Genomic DNA, 20,622 nt, shown 5'->3' on the forward strand with positions numbered 1-20,622 from the left:
TATACCTGGACTTTACTTGGACTATACTTGGACTTTACCTGGACTTTACCTGGACTTGGGTCATTTTTGCCCCTGAGAGGTTTTTTAGCATGAAAACTTTTACCATACTGTGTTTGAACGGGAAAATCCTTCGATTTTCCCGTTCCCCCTTATTTCAGCCTGCGTTTATTGCAGCAGGTCCTTGATCTCGCTCAGTTTCATCAGCGCTTCCACCGGCGTAAGCCGGTTAATATCTACGGCATTCAGCTTCTCCCGGATGTTCTGGAAAGTATCGGTGTGCGCGTCAAAAATGCTGAGCTGTACTTTCTGCACAGGCGTGGCGATCTGTTCCATCGGCGCTTCGATATGCTGGCTTTCCAGTTGGGAGAGTATTTCGTTTGCACGGTTGATCAGCTGCGGCGGCATACCCGCGATCTTCGCAACATGTATACCAAAACTATGCCTGCTGCCGCCGGGGGCCAGCTTGCGGAGGAATATTATTTTGTTACCCACTTCTTTGTTCGTGATATGGAAATTCTTCACGCGGGAGTGCGTGTTTTCCAGCTCGTTCAGCTCATGATAGTGCGTGGCGAACAAAGTTTTGGGGCGGTGATCCGTCATGTCGTGCAGGTACTCCACGATGCTCCAGGCGATGGAAATACCGTCGTAGGTGCTGGTGCCGCGGCCGATCTCGTCGAGGATGATGAGGCTGCGCGGCGTGATGTTGTTGATAATACTGGCGGTTTCGTTCATTTCCACCATGAAGGTACTTTCGCCGCCGCTCAGGTTGTCCGAGGCGCCCACGCGGGTGAAGATCTTGTCCGTAAGGCCGATCTCGGCGGCGGAAGCGGGCACAAAACTGCCCATGTGCGCCATAAGCGTGATGAGCGCGGTTTGCCGCAGCAGGGCGGATTTACCGCTCATGTTAGGCCCGGTGAGGATGATCACCTGCTGCTCGTCGCGATGCAGCAGCAGATCGTTCGTTACATAACTTTCGCCGGTGGGCAGGCCCTGTTCTATCACAGGGTGACGGCCTTCTTTGATATCAAGGTGATGGGAATCGGTTACGTTGGGGCGGCGGTATTTGAACTGCACGGCGTTGTGCGCGAAACAAAGCAGGCAGTCCAGGCGGGCCAGGGCCTGCGCATCCCGCTGGATGGGCACGATGTAATCCTGCAACGCCAGTAGCAGCGCGTCGTACAACCGCATTTCCAGCGCGAGTATCTTTTCTTCGGCGCCGGTGATCTTTTCCTCGTATTCTTTCAGCTCGGGCGTGATGTACCGTTCCGCGTTCGCCAGCGTTTGTTTGCGTATCCAGTTGTTCGGTACTTTGTTTTTGTGCGTGTTGGTCACTTCGAGATAATAACCGAACACGTTGTTGAAAGCCACTTTCAGCGAAGGAATGCCGGTAGCTTCGGATTCCTGCTGCTGGATGCGCAGCAGGTATTCTTTGCCGGAGGTGGCGATGGCGCGGAGATCGTCCAGCGTGGCGTCTGTACCTTCGCGGATCACGCCGCCCTTGTTTGCCAGTACCGGCGGGTTGTCTGATATTTCCGCCAGGATGCGGTCCAGGATGGGCTGGCAGGGATCGAGCTGCTCCTGCAGCTGCCTGAGCAGCGGGTTGTCGATAGCATTGAGCGTAGTGGATATTTCATGCACCTGTTGCAGCGCTTTGGCCAGCTGCATCACTTCGCGCGGGTTGATCTTTTTGAGGGGGATCTTTGATACCAGTCTTTCCAGGTCGCCCACGATCTTGAGATGCGTTTGCAGCAATTTAGTAGGGTCCGCTTCGCGGATGAGCGTTTCCACTGCGTCCAGCCTTTCGTTGATCTTGCCGATATCGCGGAGCGGGAAAATGATCCAGCGTTTCAGCAGGCGTGCGCCCATGGGGGAGAGGGTATGGTCCAGCGTGCCGATCAGCGATCTGCCCTGCTCCACGGTGCTTTGCAGCAGTTCCAGGTTGCGGATCGTAAAACGGTCCATCCACAGGAAATCGTCCTGGTCTATACGCGTGAGGGCGGTGATATGCTGGAGGTTCGGATGTTCCGTGTCTTTCAGGTAATGCATGGCGGCGCCGGCGGCGATGATCGCATCGTTCAGGTCTTCCACGCCGAACCCTTTGAGGGAATGGGTTTCGAAATGTTTGTTCAGGATCTCCCTGGCGTAGGCATTGGTAAAGATCCACTCTTCGAGGGTGTAGGTATAAAAGCGGCTGCCGAAGGTTTGCCGGAAATGTTTCTGCTGCTGTTTGGCAAAGAGCACTTCCGAGGGGCGGAAACTTTGCAGGAGTTTGTCCACATATTCCAGGCTGCCCTGCGCTACGAAAAACTCGCCGGTGGAAATATCCAGGAAAGCCACGCCGGCCTGTTCGTTCATGCCGAAGTGCACGGCGGCGAGGAAGTTGTTCGTACTGTTTTCCAGCAGTTTATCGTTCACGGCTACACCGGGCGTCACCATTTCCGTCACGCCGCGTTTCACGATGCCTTTTACCATTTTGGGATCTTCCAGCTGGTCGCAGATGGCTACGCGATGGCCGGCTTTTACCAGCTTGTGGAGGTAAGTATCCAGTGAATGATGGGGGAAGCCCGCGAGGTCTACGTAAGAAGCGCTGCCGTTGGCCCTTTTGGTGAGTACAATGCCGAGCACTTTGGATGCGATCACCGCATCCGCGTTGAAAGTTTCATAAAAATCCCCGACCCTGAAAAGCAGCACCGCGTCCGGGTAGCGGGCTTTGATAGCGTTGTGCTGCATCATCAGGGGCGTTTCTTCCGATTTACTTTTAGCCATGCGGCAAATATAAGAAGCTGTGAGCATTAACTTATAGTCAACTATCTTTGCAACCATGCGGAAGTTAAACATGCAGGAGCTGGGCCGTAAAACGGTGGCTGAGTTCAAGGCGGCGGACAAAACGCCGCTGGTGCTGGTGCTGGATAATGTGCGGAGTATGCACAATGTGGGCTCCGTGTTCAGAACGGCGGATGCTTTCCTTTTACAGGGCATCGCGCTGTGCGGGTATACGCCCGTGCCCCCGCACCGGGATATCCAGAAGACGGCACTGGGCGCTACGGAAACGGTGGAATGGCAGTATTTTCCTACCACGGTGGAAGCGGTGCAGGCCCTCAAAGAACAGGGTTACGCCATTATGGCGATCGAGCAGGCGGCGCAGAGCGTGATGCTGGATGCGTTTCAGCCGGGTGAACAACCCCTGGCGCTGGTGTTCGGCAATGAAGTGAGCGGCGTGGACCCCGCCGTGATGCGACTGGCGGACGGATGTATCGAGATACCCCAGCTGGGTATGAAACATTCCCTGAATATCTCCGTGAGCACGGGTATCGTGATCTGGGACCTGTTTTGTAAACTGAAACCTGTAAATTAGCAGCCATGTCCACAACTGTTAAGAACTATCTCTCGTTAGTAAAGTTCAGCCACACCATTTTCGCCATGCCTTTTGCCATGACGGGTTTTTTTATGGCGGTGAGCTGGGCGGGTTATTCCTTCAGCTGGACGCTCCTGCTGCTGGTGGTGCTTTGTATGGTGTTTGCGCGCAGCGCGGCCATGGCATTCAACCGCTGGCTGGATGCGGAATTTGATAAAAAGAACCCGCGTACGGCCAAAAGGGAAATACCGGCCGGTATTATTTCCGCCTCAAATGCCCTCTGGTTCGTGATCGGCAACGTGGTGCTGTTTATGGCCACCACCTGGTTCATCAATCCTTTATGTTTCTTTTTATCCCCGGTAGCCGTGCTCGTGGTACTGGGGTACAGTTATACCAAACGTTTCACCGCCCTTTGCCACCTGGTACTGGGCGTGGGCCTCAGTCTTGCGCCGATAGGCGCATTCCTGGCGGTTGCCGGGCATTTCAGCCTGTTGCCGGTATTGCTGAGCGTGATGGTGCTTTGCTGGGTATCCGGCTTTGATATCATTTATGCTTTGCAGGACGAGGAGTTCGACCGCTCGCAGCGGCTGCATTCCATTCCCACCTGGCTGGGCAAGGCCGGCGGGCTGCGCTTCTCCGAGGGGCTGCACCTGGTAGCCGCGGCCATGGCCATTACCATTGGGGTGATGGGGCATTTCGGCTGGCTGTACTGGATCGGCGCGGGCGTGTTTATCCTGATGCTGCTCATGCAGCACAGGCTGGTGAAGCCGGACGATCTTTCCCGCGTGAACCTTGCATTTATGACCACAAACGGGGTGGCCAGCGTGGTATACGCGGTGTTTGCCATTGCGGACATGCTGATTTTCAAACAATAACAAATATGCCCAGGATACTCGCCATCGATTACGGGAAAAAGCGCACGGGACTGGCGGTAACGGACCCTTTAAAGATCATTGCAAGCGGGCTGGGCACTATTCCTTCGCACGACCTGATCCCTTACCTCAAAAAATATTTCGCGGCAGAACAGGTGGAGATGATCCTGATAGGCCTGCCCCGCAACCTGGACGGCTCTGCTACGGACGCCACCGCGCTGGTGGAGGAATGTATCAGGATCCTGACCAAAAACTTCCCGGATATGCCGCTGAAGAAGGTGGACGAGCGGTTCACCTCCAAAATGGCCTTCCAGAGTATGATAGACAGCGGGATGAAAAAAAAGGACCGGCAGAATAAAGGTTTGGTGGACGAGATCAGCGCGACGATCATTCTCCAGGAATACCTTCAGCACAACCCGTAGGGGGATGGCTGAGCCCTTCCGGGAAAAAACCTAACTTTGCATTTTTCCATTTTGATCAAATAAGAGATGATTTTACCAATAGTAGCCTATGGGGCGCCCGTTTTAAGAGAAGTAAGCCAGGACATTACGCCTGATTACCCGGATCTGCAAAAGTTGCTGGACAACATGTGGGAAACCATGTATGCCTCCAGCGGGGTGGGATTGGCCGCGCCGCAGATCAACAAACCTATCCGCCTTTTTGTGGTGGACAGCGAGCAGATCATCAATAATCTTGAAGAAGACGAGGAAAACCTCTATCCCGGCGATCATGGCATCAAACAGGTGTTCATCAACGCGAAGATCGTGGAAACGGAAGGGGACGACTGGGCGTACAACGAGGGTTGCCTTAGCATCCCGAAGATCAGGGAAGACGTGTACCGTCCTGAAAAGGTGAAGATCAAATACCTGGACGAGAATTTCCAGCCGCATGTGCGTACATTTCATGGAATTACCGCACGTGTGATTTTCCATGAATATGATCATATTGAAGGGAAACTTTTTATAGACTATCTGAAACCCCTCAAGAAAAGAATGATCAAAGGCAAGCTGGAAGACATTTCCAAAGGAAAGATCAGGGTGGATTACAAGATGGTATTCCCCAAATAATTACAATTTTTCCGGGCATTATAAAAAATAAATATGCCTAAGAGTTTCATATTGTAAGTTTTTTCATTATTTTAGTGCCACTATTTTCCGAATAAAGAACACTTGGGAACTGCAAATACATATACCGAACAAGAACTCGTCCAGGGCCTTAAGGCTCGTGACCAGCAGATATTCGGGTACCTGTATGACCACTATTCTCCCGCTCTCTACGGTGTGGTTCTCAAAGTCCTCAACGATGAAAATACTGCAAGTGATGTGCTCCAGGAAGTCTTCCTGAAGATCTGGCGGAGCATTGATAAATATGACACAGAAAAAGGGCGTCTCTTTACCTGGATGCTCAACATTGCCAGGAATACCGCAATAGATTCACTCCGCTCGAAAGGGCATAAGCTCGAACAGAAAATCCAGGAGCTCAATAACGACGTATATCTACAAACAAGTCAGTTAACGGTTCAACCGGCCGTTGATCACCTGGGCCTCTCGAAGGTGTTGGAAAAGCTCAACAAAGAACAGCGGACTATTATTGACCTTGCCTATTATAAAGGTTGTACCCAGGAAGAAATTGCCAGGGTGCTGGATATTCCTTTGGGTACAGTAAAGACCAGAATGCGAAACGCAATTATACAATTGAGAAATATTTTAAAACAATTGTAAGCAAAGTGGACGTACAACGTTACATATCATCCGGTATCATTGAAAGCTTCGTAGCTGGTTTAGCTACGGACCAGGAGGTCCGTGAGCTCCAGGCTTCGATGGTTCAGTTCCCGGAAATAAAAGCTGCGGTGGAAGCCGTGCAGCTTGATATGGAGCGTTATGTCAACATGCAAAGCGTAACGCCGCCGGAAGTGGTGAAAGACCGCGTATTCCAGCTGATCAACAACGAAGGTGTGGAAACCGCGGTGCCCGTAAGCGGCGGCAGCTACTCAGAGGAAGAATCAGGTTATCCTGACGAACCGAAAGTGGTGCAGCTGGTGAGCCCCGTATGGAAATATGTAGCAGCCGCGGCCATCATTGGCCTCCTGGCGAGCGTATGGATGAATGTTCAGTATTTTAACAGCAGTAACGAATGGCAGGGTAAATACCAGGCCTTGCTGACTGATAAAGATAAAATGATGGCGGACAACCAGGTGATGCAGACGCGCATGGATGAATCCGAGAAGATGCTGTCCACCCTCCGTACCATGAAGATGGTGCCCATGTACACGGTAACGCCCACCCGCCCGGGCCTGCTGGCAACCGTATACTGGAACCCGAAATCAGAAGAAGTACTCCTTACCGTGAATAATCTTCCCGCACCCGCTCCGGATCAGCAATACCAGCTGTGGGGCATCGTGAACGGGAAACCTGTGGATGCTGGCGTGTTCGACATGGACAAGGCTTCCAAAGGTTTTGCAAAGATGAAAACAATGGTGGCCGGCGCGCAGATGTTCGCCATCACCCTGGAGAAAAAAGGCGGCTCTCCCACGCCTACGCTTACAGCCATGTACGTGGCGGGTAAGGTTTCCGGCTGATCAATCTTATTTTTCCGTTAAACATGACCGTTATGATGTTGCACCCATGAGCAGAAATGCCGGGCAGCGTTGTGTTATATGCTCTCCCAGCTGCTCTTCTGGCCTGAATATTGCATTTTCATAACAAGATGAATTGCTTAAATTTGCCCGATGCGTAAATTCCTGCTACTGTTATACCTTTTCCCCTGCATTCCCGCATTGGCGCAGGATACCGCGCGATATAAAGGAATGACGGTTAACCTTGACGAACATGTGGTGAAAGCCAAACGTATAGGCTTTGACGTGAATGGATTTATAAAAAGAGTGGAAGAAGACACCACTTTTTACCGTGCATTCAAAAACCTCCGCCTCATCAATTTCACTTCAGACAACGATATCAGGGTAACGGACAAAAAAGGAGGGAAAACCATTGCCTCGCTGAAATCCCGCACCAAACAGATCATGAGCGGCAACTGCCGCAAAATGGAAGTGCTGGAGGAAAAGACCACGGGCAACTTCTACAACCGCAAAGGCGATTACAATTATTACACTGCTGAGCTGTATGCGAACCTGTTTTTTACCAAAGGCACCGTATGCGACGATGGCGGCGGCACGGATAAAGGCAGCCTCGCCCGGCACAAGTCGCAGCTCAAACAATTGATATTCAACCCGGGAAAACCGATATCCGGTGTGCCCGTAGTGGGGAATAAAGTCGCCATTTTTGACCGTAACCTCATGCGGTTCTACGATTTTTCCATCACTTCGGAAAACTTCACCGGCACCGATTGTTATGTATTCAGCGCCGTGATGCGGAAAAACCTCAGCGGGATAGACCGCGCGGAGATCGTATACGACGAGCTGATCACTTATTTCAACAAAGAAACCATGGAGATCGTGGGGCGTAAATATTCCCTTTCGTATAAAACGCTTGTGTTTGATTTTAACGTCCGCATGAATGTACAGATGACCAAGCTGGACGATCTTTTGCTGCCCGCGCTCATCACTTACGACGGCACCTGGAATGTACCTTTCAAGAAAAGAGAGACGGCTGTATTCACCGCTAAATTCTTCGACTTCGCGAAATAATTGTTTGCGTTTTTCATATAATGCAAAAGGGGCGCTAACCAGCGCCCCTTTTTATATGCAGTGTTTTGATGTTTATCTTAAAAGCGTAACCGTCCCCGTCTTGCGGTAATACTTCGCGTTCAGTTCGTCTATATATTCCACCACCCACACATAAGTGCCCAGTGATGCGGGCTCCCCGTTGTGTTTGCCGTTCCAGGCCACGCCGGGGTCTGTGGTGTAAAAAATGAAGTCACCCCAGCGGTTGTAGATGCTGAGCTTGTACTGGCCTATCTGGCACCGGTACTTGGGTCTGAAGAGATCGTTCATACCGTCCCCGTTCGGCGAGAAGGCCGTGGGATAAAATAACTGGCAGTCACAGTTCTGATACCAGATATTCACGGAATCCGTTGCGCGGTTACAAACGTTTTCGGCTACAATGGCATAGATGCCGGGCTGCGAAACGAGGAAGCTGGCTACGGAGCTGCTGTCCTGCCATTTGTAATCCATGCCCGCGCCTCTCGGCATCAGGCGGAGCGTTTCACCGGCGCAGAGCACGGAATCCATACCCAGGGACACATGCAGTGAATCCTGGAAATCCACGCGGATGGTATCCATCTCCACGCAGCGGCCAATCTGTACACGGACGTAATAATATCCCGAGCTGTCCACGTGATACGTTGCCTGGTCCGATCCGTCCTGCCAGAGATAGTTGCCCGTGCCGAAGTCCGCCGTCAGTACGAGGAAATTTCCGTAACAGAGCGTGGTATCATTGCCGAGATTGATCGGGCGGAGGCGGCTGTAACGTACGCCGATGGTATCGAGCACGTCGCAGATGCCGTTGATGGTGACAAATACGGAGAAGTCGCCATTGCGGGCCACATTGATCCGGGGAGCGTTGGAGCCGGTGTTCCACTGATAACGGGTGGCTTCAGGGCGTGTAGCGTCCAGTACTACGGATTCTCCGGGGCAAAGCAGTGTATCGGGGCCAAGATTAAAAGGATAAGGCGTACCGGTGAAAGTGATGGTCACCTGGTCTGTGAAGTCGCCACAGCCCGCTACATGCGCCGTTACCGAATAGGTTTGCGTGACGCCGGTGGTAAGGATGGTGGGCGTTGTTTCGCCGGTGCTCCAGGTATATGTGGCGTTCTGCGCGGTTGCGTCCAGCGTCATGAGTTCGCCGGTGCATAACGTTCGGTCAGGGCCAAGGTCGAAGTCAGGGATGGGAGAGTAGAAGATATTCACCGAATCAATTTCCGTACACCCGTTGATCGCCACATGATACGTGGCCATTTCCGTAACGGTGAAAGTATTGACGTTGCCGGTGGATACTGTATCCTCGAGGAAATACCAAGTGTAGGTAGCGCCCGGTATAGGCGGCGCCGTTATGACGGTGTTGCCGTTCTCGCAGAGCGTAAGATCCGGCCCGAGATTGACGCCCTGGCGCGGCACGATGGTAATCGTTTGAGTGGTAATGTCTTCCACGCCGTTGCGGTACGCTTTCAGCGTAATGGTGTAGGTGCCGGGCGTGGTATAGATGTGAAAAGCGTCTTCGATGAGATCGGATGAATCCTCGTCCACAAGGGGAGGGCTCACAAAATACCATTTCACGGAATCGATCACCGTGATATCGTCTGTGATCACGAATTTAACAGAATCGTTGAGGCAGGTGGTACTATATGTAAAGTTTGTCAGCAGGGGGCGGATTTTTGCTACAGCAGATACAGACGCTGTAAGCAGAAAAGTCAGGATAAGTGCCTGGAGCCTGGCTAGGTTTTTCTTCGGAACCATGGTAGCACTAAATTAGTAGAAATATTGATATGTAGAATGTTTTTAATAAAATAATTAATCGTTAACAAGCATAGGATGGCGGCACAGTTGGGGCTCGCGGGACGGTAGCCCGCAGCGTCGATTTGGTTGAATAACTAAACGGGAAAATAACCATGAAAGTATGGGCGGCGTGAAAAGTTAACCCGCATCCTTACTCTTCTTTTCTTTTATACCTCCGCCATTTTTCCAGTACGCCGGTAAAATCCGCGGGCAGTTCGCTTTCAAAAAGCATTGGTTTGCGGGTGCGCGGGTGGATAAAACCAAGGGTCTGGGCATGAAGGGCATGCCGGGGCATTATTTCGAAGCAGTTGTCCACGAACTGTTTGTATTTGGCGAACACGGTGCCTTTCACGATGCGGTCACCGCCATAGGTATCGTCGTTGAAGAGGGGATGGCCGATGTACTGCATGTGCACGCGGATCTGGTGGGTACGGCCGGTTTCCAGTTTGCAGGCAATGAGGCTCACGTAGTTAAAACGTTCCAGCACTTCGTAATGGGTGATGGCTTCTTTGCCGTATTCCCCGTCAGGATAGGCGGTCATGATCTTGCGGAGGCGCTGATGGCGGCCTACATGGGCTACCACGGTGCCGTTTTCCTCTTCAAAATCACCCCATACGAGGGCCAGGTAACGGCGCTGAACGGTATGGTCAAAAAACTGTTTGGCCAGGTCCGTCATCGCTTTGTCCGATTTGGCCACTACCAGCAGGCCGCTGGTGTTTTTATCGATGCGGTGCACCAGCCCGAAGCGGGGGATCTCCGGCTCCACGGCAGTTTCTTTGTCGTCGCTGAGGTAATATGCCAGTGCGTTCACCAGGGTGCCGGTATAGTTGCCGCAGCCGGGGTGTACCACCATGCCGGGCGGTTTATTGATGATAAGGATGTCTTCGTCTTCAAAAACGATGTTCAGCGGGATGTTTTCCGGTTTAACCTCGGTGGTTTCGGGGTTTTTGGTGGAATACACGATCAGCCGGTCCAGCGGGCGGACTTTGTAGTTGGCCTTTACGGGTTTATCGTTCACGAGCACCATACCGGCTTCGATGGACTGCTGTACCTTGTTGCGGGTAGCGCCTTCGATCCGGGCCTGGATGAATTTGTCGATGCGGAGGGGCTCCTGGCCTTTATCCACCACCAGGTTCACCCGTTCGTACATTTCCTCGCTGCCTTCCCCGTTTTCCAGTTCATCTTCCAGCTCCACGATTTGATCGGTCATCAGTAAAAATTTTTGCAAAGATAGCTTATAGTTATCTTTGTGAACAGATGGACAAGCAGATTAAAGTGAGCAACCTGGGGGTGATCCCTTACCAGGAAGCATGGGACCTGCAGGAGCGGTTATTGCAGGAAAGTGTGGCCCTGAAGGCAGACCTCCGCAGCGGCCTGGCGGCGCCGGGCGCAACCGTACAGCATCACCTGCTCTTTTGCGAGCATCCTCCCGTATATACCCTCGGCAAAAGCGGCCACCTGGAACACCTGCTGGTAAATGACCAGCTGCTGGCTCAGAAAGGCATTGGTTTTGTGCATACGAACCGTGGCGGGGACATTACCTTTCACGGCGAGGGCCAGATCGTGGGTTACCCCATCATAGACCTGGAGCAGTTTTTCACCGATATCGGGCGTTACCTGCGTTTCCTGGAAGAAGTGATCATCCGTACCCTGGCGGATTACGGCCTGAAAGGGGAACGTTCGAAAGGGGAAACGGGCGTGTGGCTGGAGCCTGACGTGCCGGGCCGTGCGCGTAAGATATGTGCTATGGGGGTGCGTTGCAGCCGCTGGGTGACCATGCACGGCTTCGCCATCAATGTGAATACAGATCTGGAATATTTCTCCAATATCGTGGCCTGCGGTATCCAGGATAAGGCGGTCACTTCCCTGCAAAAAGAAACCGGGCATGTCATTCCTTTGGAGGAAGTACAGGCCCGGATATTATATCATTTCGCCCAGGTGTTTGAGGCTGAGATGGTTATGAACGGTAACTGAGCGGAATATAAAGACTCCACTTCTCCAGCAGTTTCCCATCTTCGTATATTTCGAAGTTAAACCAGCCGGCGTGCATAAAAATGGCCTTTTCCAGTATCAGGAAAGGTTCCAGCACCTGCTCCACTTCAAACAGGAAGGCGCCGGTGGGCTCATAGAACTTTACGGCATATTTTTTCTGCGCGGCCTGCGGCAGGCGGATGTTCACATTCCCGTCCGCGGTGGTGTAAACGTAATTGGATGGTTTCCAGGGAATTACTTCCTTGGTGCCGGTGGCATTGGTATTGGAGGTCACTACGTCCTGCGCGCCCAGTTTGGTATTGGCGGCAATCGTACTGTCTGTTACGGCCAGTACGGTTTTGCTGTACATGTACCGGTTGTTTTTGAACAGGATGAACAGGCGGTAGTAGTTTTTACCGGGCGCCGGTTTGTTGTCCAGGTAAGCATTGCGTGTCTGTTCAGGGTAGCTGGCATAGCCGATGGTGGTAAAGTTCAGCACACTGTCCAGTGAGCGCTGAACGCCTATCTGCACGGCGTTCGGGAAGCCGGATATCCAGTCCAACTGGATCTTTCCTGTTTTGATCAGGGCGGAAAAATCAGGTAATACCGGAACGGGAGGCCCTGCCGGTACGGCATCCTGCGCTTTGGCTATGGTGATGGTACCTATAAAAATCACGGTGGCAATAATGCTTCTAACAGTCTGCTTCATACAGTACATCAAAAACGTCTTAAGTTGGCAAAAATACGATCTGAAGATCAAATATACGGTTCAACATTTTAAAAGCATAGAACGCCCGGCTTTAAAGATTCATTGCCCTGTAAACCACCAGAATGTATCAGCAATACGCGGCTTCCGGCGGGGAAAAACGGCTGTTGCAGCAATTGCCTGAAAGCCAGCACCATTTTGCCGGTGTACACCCTGTCTGTAGGGATGCCTGTTTCCCTGTAAAAATCATTCATCGTGTCCAGGAGAGCGGGTGTAAATTTTGCATACCCGCCTTCGTGGAAGTCGTGGAGGATCTGCCAGTGGGAGGAGGGCTCTTTCAGCAGGCTTTCCACTTCTCCTTCCAGGGAGAATGCGCCTTTTAATGCAGAAATGCCGATGATCTCCTGTTGGGTATTGGCGTTCACGAGGCCCGCCAGCGTGGTGCCGGAGCCTACTGCGCAAAGGACGTGGGTGAAGGCGGAAGTGTCCGTCAGCGATAGGATGTCCTCACAGCCCCTGGCGCCTTCCGCATTGTGCCCGCCTTCGGGGATCACGTAGGCATCGCTGAGAAGGTGCTGCATGAGCCTGGCCATTTCCCCGCCGCTTTTCAGTTCATTGTATAGTTCCCTGCTTACGTAATGCAGTTCCATGCCCAGTTCCGCCGCTTTTTGCAAGGTATGCCCGGGTATGGCGGGCTTTTCGCCGCGGATGATGCCGATGGATTTCAGCCCGTACAGTTTGCAGGCCGCGGCCGTGGCCACAATGTGGTTTGAGTAAGCGCCGCCGAAGGTGAGGATCTTGGTGTTGCCCGCGGCTTCCAGGTTATATTTCAGCTTGAACCATTTATTCCCCTGCACCAGTGGATGGATCAGGTCCAAACGTAACATGGCTGCCTGGATATCGCCGGGCAGCCATGTGGTATGGAAATGTTGTAATATGTCCTTAGTGGAAAAGTGCATTCCGCAAGTTAATGCTTTGTTTGCCTTTAAGCCCAAAGCTCACCTGCAATTGCTGGTCGCCGCCCGCATCAAAATACTGGAGGCGGACCTTGTGAAAACCTTTCATCAGGGGGATCATGCCCGTCAGCTCCGTAGGTGCGTGCTCTCCGTCGTTGTCGATGATCACTTCGTTGTCAACCGTCAGTACGGAGCCGTCGTCGGAATTAACCTTGAATTCATACAGGCCGGTTTCCTCCACTTTGATATATCCCTCGAAATTCACGGCGAACTCCGTCTTGTGAATGAAGGGCCGGATGGAAAAATCGGGTTGTACGCCGGAAGTATCCGCTTTGCCCGCATTGGCGGTTTGTTTCGCCTGAGTGAAGGCCCTGTAATAAGCGGAGAACTGAACGCCTTTGTTCACAGGATTCACGCCCAGCGCGTTTTTATATGATTTTCGTACGTACGTGTTCGTATATACCGCGCTGCTTCTTCCGGAAGGCATTACGATGATATATTTCAACGTAATGGTCTGGTTGGGTGCGGGCGAAACGTTGAACGGCTTCAGGGACGGTGTGCTGCTGGCGGAAGGCTGCGTGCCATCGATGGTGTAATAGATCTTCCCGTTGGGCACAGATGGTTGTAAGCTGACCGTTGTGCCGGCGGACAGGACCATATTTTCCGCGCCTTTTGCTTCGGGTATGCGGAAGTTCACGCCACGGCTGTCGAGGTCGGCGAGGGCTGCGGGAAGTTTCGCGAGGAAAGCCGCGTAGTTTTTCTTCGCCGTGGGGCTCCAGGTGATCTCGGCCAGCGCCAGCGCGCGCGGGTAGGTGAAATAATCCACGCTTTTCTGGTCGGGGATATATTCCGTCCACACATTGCCCTGCACGCCTTTGATATATTTTTGTTCCTCCGCGCTCAGCGAAGCGGGATAAGGTTCGTAGCTATACACCTTTTCCAGCGGCAGGTATCCGCCGATGGCAAGCGGTTCCGTTGCAGGGTTGCCCTGGTGATAATCGAGGTAGAGATACGTGTTTGGCGTCATGATCACATCATGTTTTTGTTTTGCCGCCGCAATGCCTCCAGCTTCGCCGCGCCAGCTCATCACGGTGGCGTCAGGGGCCAGGCCGCCTTCCAGTATCTCGTCCCAGCCGATGATCTTTTTGCCTTTGCCGTTGAGGTATTTTTCCATGCGCTGGATAAAATAACTCTGGAGTTCATGCTCGTCTTTGAGGCCCAGCGCTTTCATGCGGGCCTGGCATTTGGGGCATGTTTTCCAGCGGTCTTTCGGGCATTCGTCTCCGCCGATGTGCACGTACTGGCCGGGGAAAAGCGGCATCACTTCATTGAGCACGTCTTCCAGGAAAGTGAACACGCTGTCGTTGCCCGCGCAGAACACTTCCTTGTGAACGCCCCATTTGGTGACCACTTCATAAGGCCCGCCGGTGCAACCCAGGTTTGGATAAGCAGCCAGCGCCGCCTGCGCATGACCGGGCATTTCAATCTCGGGCACTACGGTGATAAAACGTTCGGCCGCATATTTCACGACATCTTTCACTTCTTCCTGCGTATAAAAACCGCCGTAAGGCTTGCCATCATATTTCCCGTCGCGGTAAGGCCCCATCATGGTTTCTTTCCGTTTGGAGGCCACGCTTTGCAGCCGGGGATATTTTTTGATCTCGATGCGCCATCCCTGGTCTTCGGTGAGGTGCCAGTGAAAACGGTTGAGTTTATAATGGGCCATCACATCGATGTACTGTTTGATGTAAGCCACCGGAAAAAAATGCCGCCCCACATCCAGCATCAGGCCGCGGTAAGCAAAGCGGGGCGCGTCTTTGATGGTAACGGCGCGCACGGGTACGCCCAGCGTGGTGCGGGTGCCCAGCAATTGTTGCAGCGTTTGCACGCCGTAAAACAAACCGGCCTCATGGCCCTGCAGCACGATCTTGTTGCGCGTGGCCGTGAGCTGGTAACCTTCCGCGGGCAATACCTCATCATCCGAAAAAATGAGGGTACTGTTCTGCATGGTGCCTTTTTCGAGGCTCATGTTATAGTTGGCTTCCAGGAAGGTATTGAACAATTTCGCTGCGTTTTCCGCGCCTTCACTGTTGGTGAAATATTTCATGCGCGGGGTAATAAGTACCTGGCCGTCCATTTGCTGTACAGACTGCGGTTCGGGTATGATGCTGATCGAGGGTAACTTTTTCTGCGCGCTGCCTGTAAGAAAAGCAAGCGCCGTAAAAGCGGATAGGAGCGTTTTTTTCATATTTGATGATGTGCTTATAATGCTGTGTCGTTTAGCCGTTCAGCCCGCCTTTGCCCCTGTAGAGCTTCACGGGTTTATCCAGCTTCAGTTCCAGTACGGTCATATATTCATCCTGCACGTTGGCGGGCACAGTGATGTATACCAGCCCTGGCACGGGGCTCCATGATATTTTACCTACAATTTTGTGTTGCAGCTTTGTGCCGTTGCCTACAACGGTGATGTCCTGTATTTTGTTGTCAAGGCCTTTCACCATGATCTCTCCCGTTACTTTGCCGGGCAGGAAAAGGTACAGGGTGCTGCTGTCTTTGCTGAGAGTGGTAGGCCCGTAAAAATGCCCCTGCGGTATACCCCCGAGGGTGCTGAAGATAGCTTTTTCATGTTTTTTATTCCACTTTCCGAGCTCTTTTAACACATTCACCTGTTCGGGCGGGATGGTGCCGTCTGCCTTGGGACCGATGTCCAGCAGCATATTGCCGCCGTTGCTGATCGCGTCCGCGAATATGGTGATGATCTCATAAGGTGTTTTCCAGTTGGTATCCTGCGGCTGCCAGCCCCAGTTGTTATTGATCGTCATGCAAAGCTCCCACCAGTTGTAATGCGGGCGCTCCACGGGGAAGTTCTGCTCGGGCGTGTCATAATCGCCGTAACCGGTGAGCCTGCCGTTGATGATGGTATTGGGATTGAAGGTGGTGAGCATGTTGCGCACTTTTACGGCCTGCCATTCGTCCGCGCTGCGTTCCCAGTCGCCATCGAACCACCAGAGGTCCGGGTTGAACTGTTTCATCACTTCGGCCATCTGCCCCTGGTAAAAGGCCTGGAACTTAGCCCAGCGCTGGGGCTGCTCGCTGATCTTGTAGCGGCTGCTGTCTTTCAGGAAACCGGGATAATCGGGCGAGGTCCAGTCCAGCAGGCTGAAGTAAGCGCCGGCTTTGATGCCGTCTTTGCGTAATGCGGCGAAGAAAGGGGTGAGCACGTCCCTCTTGGCGGGTGTGCTTTTGGCGGTGCTGAGTTTATTGAACTTCGTATCCCAGAGGGCAACGCCGTCGTGGTGTTTGGTGGTGATCACGGCATAGCGGGCGCCTGATTCTTTGATAAGGTCGGCCCAGGCCTGTGGATCGTATTTATCCGCGGTAAAGCCTTTGAGCTGGGCCATATAGTCCGCATGAGATATTTTTTTATTATGAAAGCTCCAGCTTTCATCGATACCATTCACGGAATAGATGCCCCAATGGATAAATATGCCCAGTTTGGCGTCTGCAAACCATTGCATTTTTGATTTGATCTCTTCCGGGCTGGTTTTCTGCTGCGCCCTGGCGGGCATCATAAAATGCAATACCATGGCTCCCGCCACTACGATTCGTTTCATCTGCTTTGTTTTGTTGAACTAAATTTAATTAAGTTAAATGCCGGCAAAAGCTTATCATACAGAAGTGCCGGTGTATGGGGGTAGACGTTGGATCGAAAAAATAAAAGTAAAGAAATTACCGTTTACTGAAACATTTCTTTTACTGGTTTAAGTAGCTCGTAAAGTTTAAATTCCCCCTAAATTTGGCCAGTATTTTAAAATTTAAGGATTTAGCCGGATTGGGAAAAATTTATGTTTAATTTTAGCCCCCGATATTAATCTGAGTGAAATTTATAAACTAATATCAACAAATGCAACCGACATTATTGATCCTGGCAGCCGGTATGGCCAGCCGGTACGGAAGTTTAAAACAAATCCAGCAGTTTGGCCCCAGCGGAGAAACGATTATTGATTATTCAATCTATGACGCTATCCGCGCGGGTTTTGGCAAGATCGTGTTTATCATACGCGAGAACTTTGCCGAGGAGTTCAAAGAAATATTTGAACCCAAACTGAAGGGAAAAGTAGAGACAGCATATGTTTTCCAGAACATGGACGCCTTCACGGACGGATTTGAGATCCCCGCTGACCGTACCAAACCCTGGGGTACCGCCCATGCCGTATTATGTGCCAAAGGCGCTATCAACGAGCCTTTTGCCGTAATCAACGCGGATGACTTCTATGGCCGCGATGCATTTGAAAAAATGGCAGCGTTCCTGAAGAACGAATGCGCTGATGACAAATACAGCGTGGTAGGGTATGAGCTGGGCAAAACCGTGAGCGACTACGGTTTCGTAAGCCGCGGCGTATGCCAGGTGAGCGACAACGGCAACCTGGCCGGCATCACTGAACGTACCAAGATCACCGTGGAAGACGGCAAGATCGCCTACGAAGAAGGCGACAAAAAAGTGGAACTGGGCCCTAAAACCCCTGTATCCATGAACTTCTGGGGTTTTGCACCTTCTGTGTTCCCGATCAGTGAAAAACTGTTCAGCCAGTTCCTGGAGCAGAACATCAGCAATCCCAAATCCGAATTCTTTATCCCGATTGTAGTAGACCAGTTCATTGCGGCAGGCCTGGGTTCCGTAAAAGTGATCCCCACCAGCAGCCAGTGGTTCGGTGTAACTTACAAAGAAGACGCGCCCGGTGTGCAGGAAAGCCTGTCCGCCCTCGTCAGCAAAGGAGAATACCCGGACAATCTCTGGAAATAATACATAATGAATACAGACGTAATCCGAGCCTTCGGATTGGAGCCTGCCAGCTTTGACGTACAGAAATTCGGGAGTGGCCACATCAACAACACTTTTCTTTTAAGTGGCCGGAACGGTGAAAAATACATCCTCCAGAAGATCAATACGTACGTATTTAAGGAACCGGGTGTAATAGCCCGGAACCAAAGGCTGGCGGCCGAATTCCTGGCCGAGACCCACCCAAGCTACCTCTTTATTACTCCCATCCCGACTACAACAGGGGATGAGCTCTTTCATTTGAATGATGAGTACTGGCGCATGATCCCCTTCATACCGGATTCCACTTCGGTAGACCAGGCGGATACGCCCAAACAGGCATTCGAAGCAGCCCGCCAGTTCGGGCTCATGGCCAGGATGTTCCACGGCATAGACCTGCACGACTTCAAAGCCAGCATTCCCAACTTCCACAATCTCACCCTGCGTTATGCTTCCTTCCAGGAGGCTATCCGCCAGGCGAAAGAAGACCGGAAACAGTTTGCGGAAACGCTGATCGAGCAGTTCCTCCGCTACAGCGACATCGCGGTCACCTTCGAAGCGCTGAAGACCAACCCGGAATTCAGCGACCGCCTGATGCATCACGATACCAAGATCAACAACGTGCTGCTGCGTAAAAACAGTTATGAAGGCATCTGCGTGTGCGACCTGGATACGCTGATGCCCGGCAAGATCATCTCCGACCTCGGGGATATGGTGCGTACCTACGTATGCCCGGTATCCGAGGAAGAACGTGATTTTTCGCAGATCCATGTACGGGAGGAATATTACGAAGCACTCATGAAAGGTTATCTTTCCGAAGTAGGTGGTACACTTTCAGATACTGAAAAGGCGCACCTGTTCTACGCCGGCAAGTTCATGATCTACATGCAGGGCATCCGTTTCCTCACGGACTACCTGAATGGGGATGTATATTACCCGATCAAGTACCCCGAGCACAACTTCAACCGGGCGAAAAACCAGCTCACACTGCTGGAAAAGCTCATTGAGAAAGAAACTGCGCTGCAGGCGGTGATAGACGATTGCCTGAAAAACTGACACGCTTACACCAAAAGAATACAAAAGGCCTCCGGAAGGGGGCCTTTTACGTTTGATGGGAGTAGGGTGAAACTGTTGTTTGTTGAATATTATTCAATCAGGACGCTTCTTTTTTCGATATTTTAAAAAATCCCTTATTGGGTTGATATTTCTCAAAAAATTGCCTCCTGTATTGTTTTTTACTTTATTCACCAATACATTTGTAGTGATAATAAAAATCAACAGAGCCTCCATGTGGGTAAATAAAGACAATAACAAAATAAGTCATATCGTGCCGCAGCTCAATTGGGCTATTACGCTCGTCGTGATCGTCGTTGTCATTATCACCCGCCAGCCGATTGGAGGATAAAACGCGTGTATAATATCAACTCAAAATAAACGCCTTCCTCCACCAGGAAGGCTTTTTTTATGTGCAAATTCCAATTATATGTATAGCTATTACAACGAAAACACGATTCTTTACTTTGATGGGGCTTACACGAAAGCCACAGAAGCCAAAATTGACCTGTATGGTCAGTCGCTGCATTATGGATACGCGGTATTTGAAGGCATCCGCGCTTACAAGACCGCCAGTGGTGAAGTGAAAATCTTCAAACCGAAGGAGCACTTCGAACGTTTCAAACGCTCCTGCGAGCTGATACATATACCTTACAAGTACAACAACGACGAGCTGATCGCCGCTTGCTATAAAGTGCTGGAGCTGAACAACCTGGAGGAAGCATACATCCGCCCGCTGGTATTCTGCCCGCCGAACATGACCCTGAAAGCCGCCACCGATACCCACCTGCTCATCTGCGCATGGGACTGGGGCGCTTACCTGGGAGAAAAACTGCTGCGTGTATGCATTTCGTCATACCAGCGCCCGAACCCCCAGGCCTTTAAGATCGAATCCAAAGCCGCCGGCCTGTACGTGAACTCCATCCTGGCTTCGCAGGAAGCGAAAGAAAAAGGATACGACGAGGCTTTGCTGCTGGATATCAATGGTTTCGTAGCGGAAGGCCCCGGTGCTAACCTGTTCTATGAGAAAGAAGGCACCATTTACACCCCCGCCACCGGCAATATCCTGCCCGGCATTACCCGCGCCACTGTGATTGAGATTTGCGGCGAGCTGGGTATTCCATTAGTAGAGAAACAGATCACGGTGGAAGAACTGAAAGGAGCCGAAGCAGTGTTCTACTGCGGTACCGCAGCTGAAGTGATCGGATGGGACAGCCTCGATGGCGAAGGTTTCTCCAAACCCTGGGCCGGCTCACTCGGTAAAGTCATCCAGCAGGCTTACAAAGCCAAAGTGCTGAATAAAGAATTCAAACGCGAGGCAATTCCTGCCTGATAATACCCGGAAGCTCCCCCTTCCGCCGTTGCGCCGGAAGGGGGGATTTCTTAAAAAAAAGCGTGCCGCAAGCCCGTTGAATGGCGTAAACGCTTTTATCCCTAACTC

At 51.8% G+C, this 20,622-nt stretch carries 18 protein-coding genes; 11 read left to right on the forward strand and 7 right to left on the reverse strand.

The window, feature by feature from the left end:
- Nucleotides 1-165: 165 nt before the first annotated feature.
- Nucleotides 166-2,766 (reverse strand): DNA mismatch repair protein MutS, encoded by a 2,601-nt coding sequence (mutS, locus tag EG028_RS13105; protein WP_120516721.1) that lies wholly within the window; start codon nucleotides 2,764-2,766, stop codon nucleotides 166-168.
- 55 nt (nucleotides 2,767-2,821) lie between these two features.
- Between mutS and EG028_RS13110 the strand changes: the two genes are divergently transcribed.
- The 7 genes from EG028_RS13110 (at nucleotide 2,822) to EG028_RS13140 (ending at nucleotide 7,870) form a co-directional block, all read left to right on the forward strand.
- On the forward strand, nucleotides 2,822-3,355 hold the full coding sequence (locus EG028_RS13110; protein ID WP_120516720.1) for an RNA methyltransferase: 534 nt from the start codon (nucleotides 2,822-2,824) through the stop codon (nucleotides 3,353-3,355).
- Between the two features lie 5 nt (nucleotides 3,356-3,360).
- Nucleotides 3,361-4,230 carry a UbiA-like polyprenyltransferase gene (locus tag EG028_RS13115; RefSeq protein ID WP_120516719.1) on the forward strand — a complete coding sequence of 290 codons (870 nt, stop codon included), beginning with the start codon at nucleotides 3,361-3,363 and terminating at the stop codon, nucleotides 4,228-4,230.
- 5 nt (nucleotides 4,231-4,235) lie between these two features.
- On the forward strand, nucleotides 4,236-4,649 hold the full coding sequence (ruvX, locus tag EG028_RS13120; protein ID WP_120516718.1) for a Holliday junction resolvase RuvX: 414 nt from the start codon (nucleotides 4,236-4,238) through the stop codon (nucleotides 4,647-4,649).
- Between the two features lie 66 nt (nucleotides 4,650-4,715).
- A complete protein-coding gene (gene def / locus EG028_RS13125) occupies nucleotides 4,716-5,294 on the forward strand; it encodes a peptide deformylase (protein WP_120516717.1) in 579 nt (192 codons plus the stop codon).
- 102 nt (nucleotides 5,295-5,396) lie between these two features.
- On the forward strand, nucleotides 5,397-5,948 hold the full coding sequence (locus tag EG028_RS13130; RefSeq protein WP_120516716.1) for an RNA polymerase sigma factor: 552 nt from the start codon (nucleotides 5,397-5,399) through the stop codon (nucleotides 5,946-5,948).
- A 5-nt stretch (nucleotides 5,949-5,953) separates the two neighbouring features.
- Nucleotides 5,954-6,805: an anti-sigma factor gene (locus EG028_RS13135; RefSeq protein ID WP_120516715.1), complete on the forward strand. Its 852-nt coding sequence runs from the start codon at nucleotides 5,954-5,956 to the stop codon at nucleotides 6,803-6,805.
- 150 nt (nucleotides 6,806-6,955) lie between these two features.
- On the forward strand, nucleotides 6,956-7,870 hold the full coding sequence (locus EG028_RS13140; protein WP_120516714.1) for a hypothetical protein: 915 nt from the start codon (nucleotides 6,956-6,958) through the stop codon (nucleotides 7,868-7,870).
- Between the two features lie 72 nt (nucleotides 7,871-7,942).
- Here EG028_RS13140 and EG028_RS13145 read toward each other — a convergent pair whose 3' ends face one another.
- Entirely contained in the window at nucleotides 7,943-9,637 is a 1,695-nt protein-coding gene (locus EG028_RS13145) for a gliding motility-associated C-terminal domain-containing protein (RefSeq protein WP_120516713.1), read from the reverse strand.
- 190 nt (nucleotides 9,638-9,827) lie between these two features.
- Entirely contained in the window at nucleotides 9,828-10,886 is a 1,059-nt protein-coding gene (locus EG028_RS13150) for an RluA family pseudouridine synthase (protein WP_120516712.1), read from the reverse strand.
- A gap of 47 nt (nucleotides 10,887-10,933) precedes the next feature.
- On the opposite strand from EG028_RS13150, the gene lipB reads away from it, so the two are divergent.
- On the forward strand, nucleotides 10,934-11,650 hold the full coding sequence (gene lipB, locus EG028_RS13155; RefSeq protein ID WP_120516711.1) for a lipoyl(octanoyl) transferase LipB: 717 nt from the start codon (nucleotides 10,934-10,936) through the stop codon (nucleotides 11,648-11,650).
- On the opposite strand, the gene EG028_RS13160 is transcribed toward lipB, so the two are convergent.
- From EG028_RS13160 to EG028_RS13175, 4 genes are all read right to left on the reverse strand, one after another.
- Nucleotides 11,634-12,356 carry a hypothetical protein gene (locus EG028_RS13160; protein ID WP_120516710.1) on the reverse strand — a complete coding sequence of 241 codons (723 nt, stop codon included), beginning with the start codon at nucleotides 12,354-12,356 and terminating at the stop codon, nucleotides 11,634-11,636. The two genes, lipB and EG028_RS13160, sit on opposite strands and share 17 nt — an antisense overlap.
- A gap of 68 nt (nucleotides 12,357-12,424) precedes the next feature.
- Complete coding sequence (locus EG028_RS13165) at nucleotides 12,425-13,312, reverse strand: 1-aminocyclopropane-1-carboxylate deaminase/D-cysteine desulfhydrase (RefSeq protein ID WP_120516709.1); 888 nt, start codon at nucleotides 13,310-13,312, stop codon at nucleotides 12,425-12,427.
- Complete coding sequence (locus EG028_RS13170; RefSeq protein ID WP_120516708.1) at nucleotides 13,296-15,557, reverse strand: family 20 glycosylhydrolase; 2,262 nt, start codon at nucleotides 15,555-15,557, stop codon at nucleotides 13,296-13,298. Before EG028_RS13170 ends, EG028_RS13165 begins: the two co-directional genes overlap by 17 nt.
- Nucleotides 15,558-15,588: 31 nt before the next feature.
- Nucleotides 15,589-16,923, reverse strand: a complete 1,335-nt coding sequence (locus EG028_RS13175; RefSeq protein ID WP_120516707.1) for an alpha-L-fucosidase — start codon at nucleotides 16,921-16,923, stop codon at nucleotides 15,589-15,591.
- Between the two features lie 290 nt (nucleotides 16,924-17,213).
- Between EG028_RS13175 and EG028_RS13180 the strand changes: the two genes are divergently transcribed.
- The 3 genes from EG028_RS13180 (at nucleotide 17,214) to EG028_RS13190 (ending at nucleotide 20,514) form a co-directional block, all read left to right on the forward strand.
- Nucleotides 17,214-18,113 (forward strand): nucleotidyltransferase family protein, encoded by a 900-nt coding sequence (locus EG028_RS13180; protein ID WP_120516706.1) that lies wholly within the window; start codon nucleotides 17,214-17,216, stop codon nucleotides 18,111-18,113.
- A 6-nt stretch (nucleotides 18,114-18,119) separates the two neighbouring features.
- Nucleotides 18,120-19,184 carry a phosphotransferase enzyme family protein gene (locus EG028_RS13185; RefSeq protein ID WP_120516705.1) on the forward strand — a complete coding sequence of 355 codons (1,065 nt, stop codon included), beginning with the start codon at nucleotides 18,120-18,122 and terminating at the stop codon, nucleotides 19,182-19,184.
- 427 nt (nucleotides 19,185-19,611) lie between these two features.
- On the forward strand, nucleotides 19,612-20,514 hold the full coding sequence (locus EG028_RS13190; protein ID WP_120516703.1) for a branched-chain amino acid transaminase: 903 nt from the start codon (nucleotides 19,612-19,614) through the stop codon (nucleotides 20,512-20,514).
- Nucleotides 20,515-20,622 lie beyond the last annotated feature (108 nt).

Source organism: Chitinophaga barathri, from assembly GCF_003807585.1.
GTDB classification, from domain to species: domain Bacteria; phylum Bacteroidota; class Bacteroidia; order Chitinophagales; family Chitinophagaceae; genus Chitinophaga; species Chitinophaga barathri.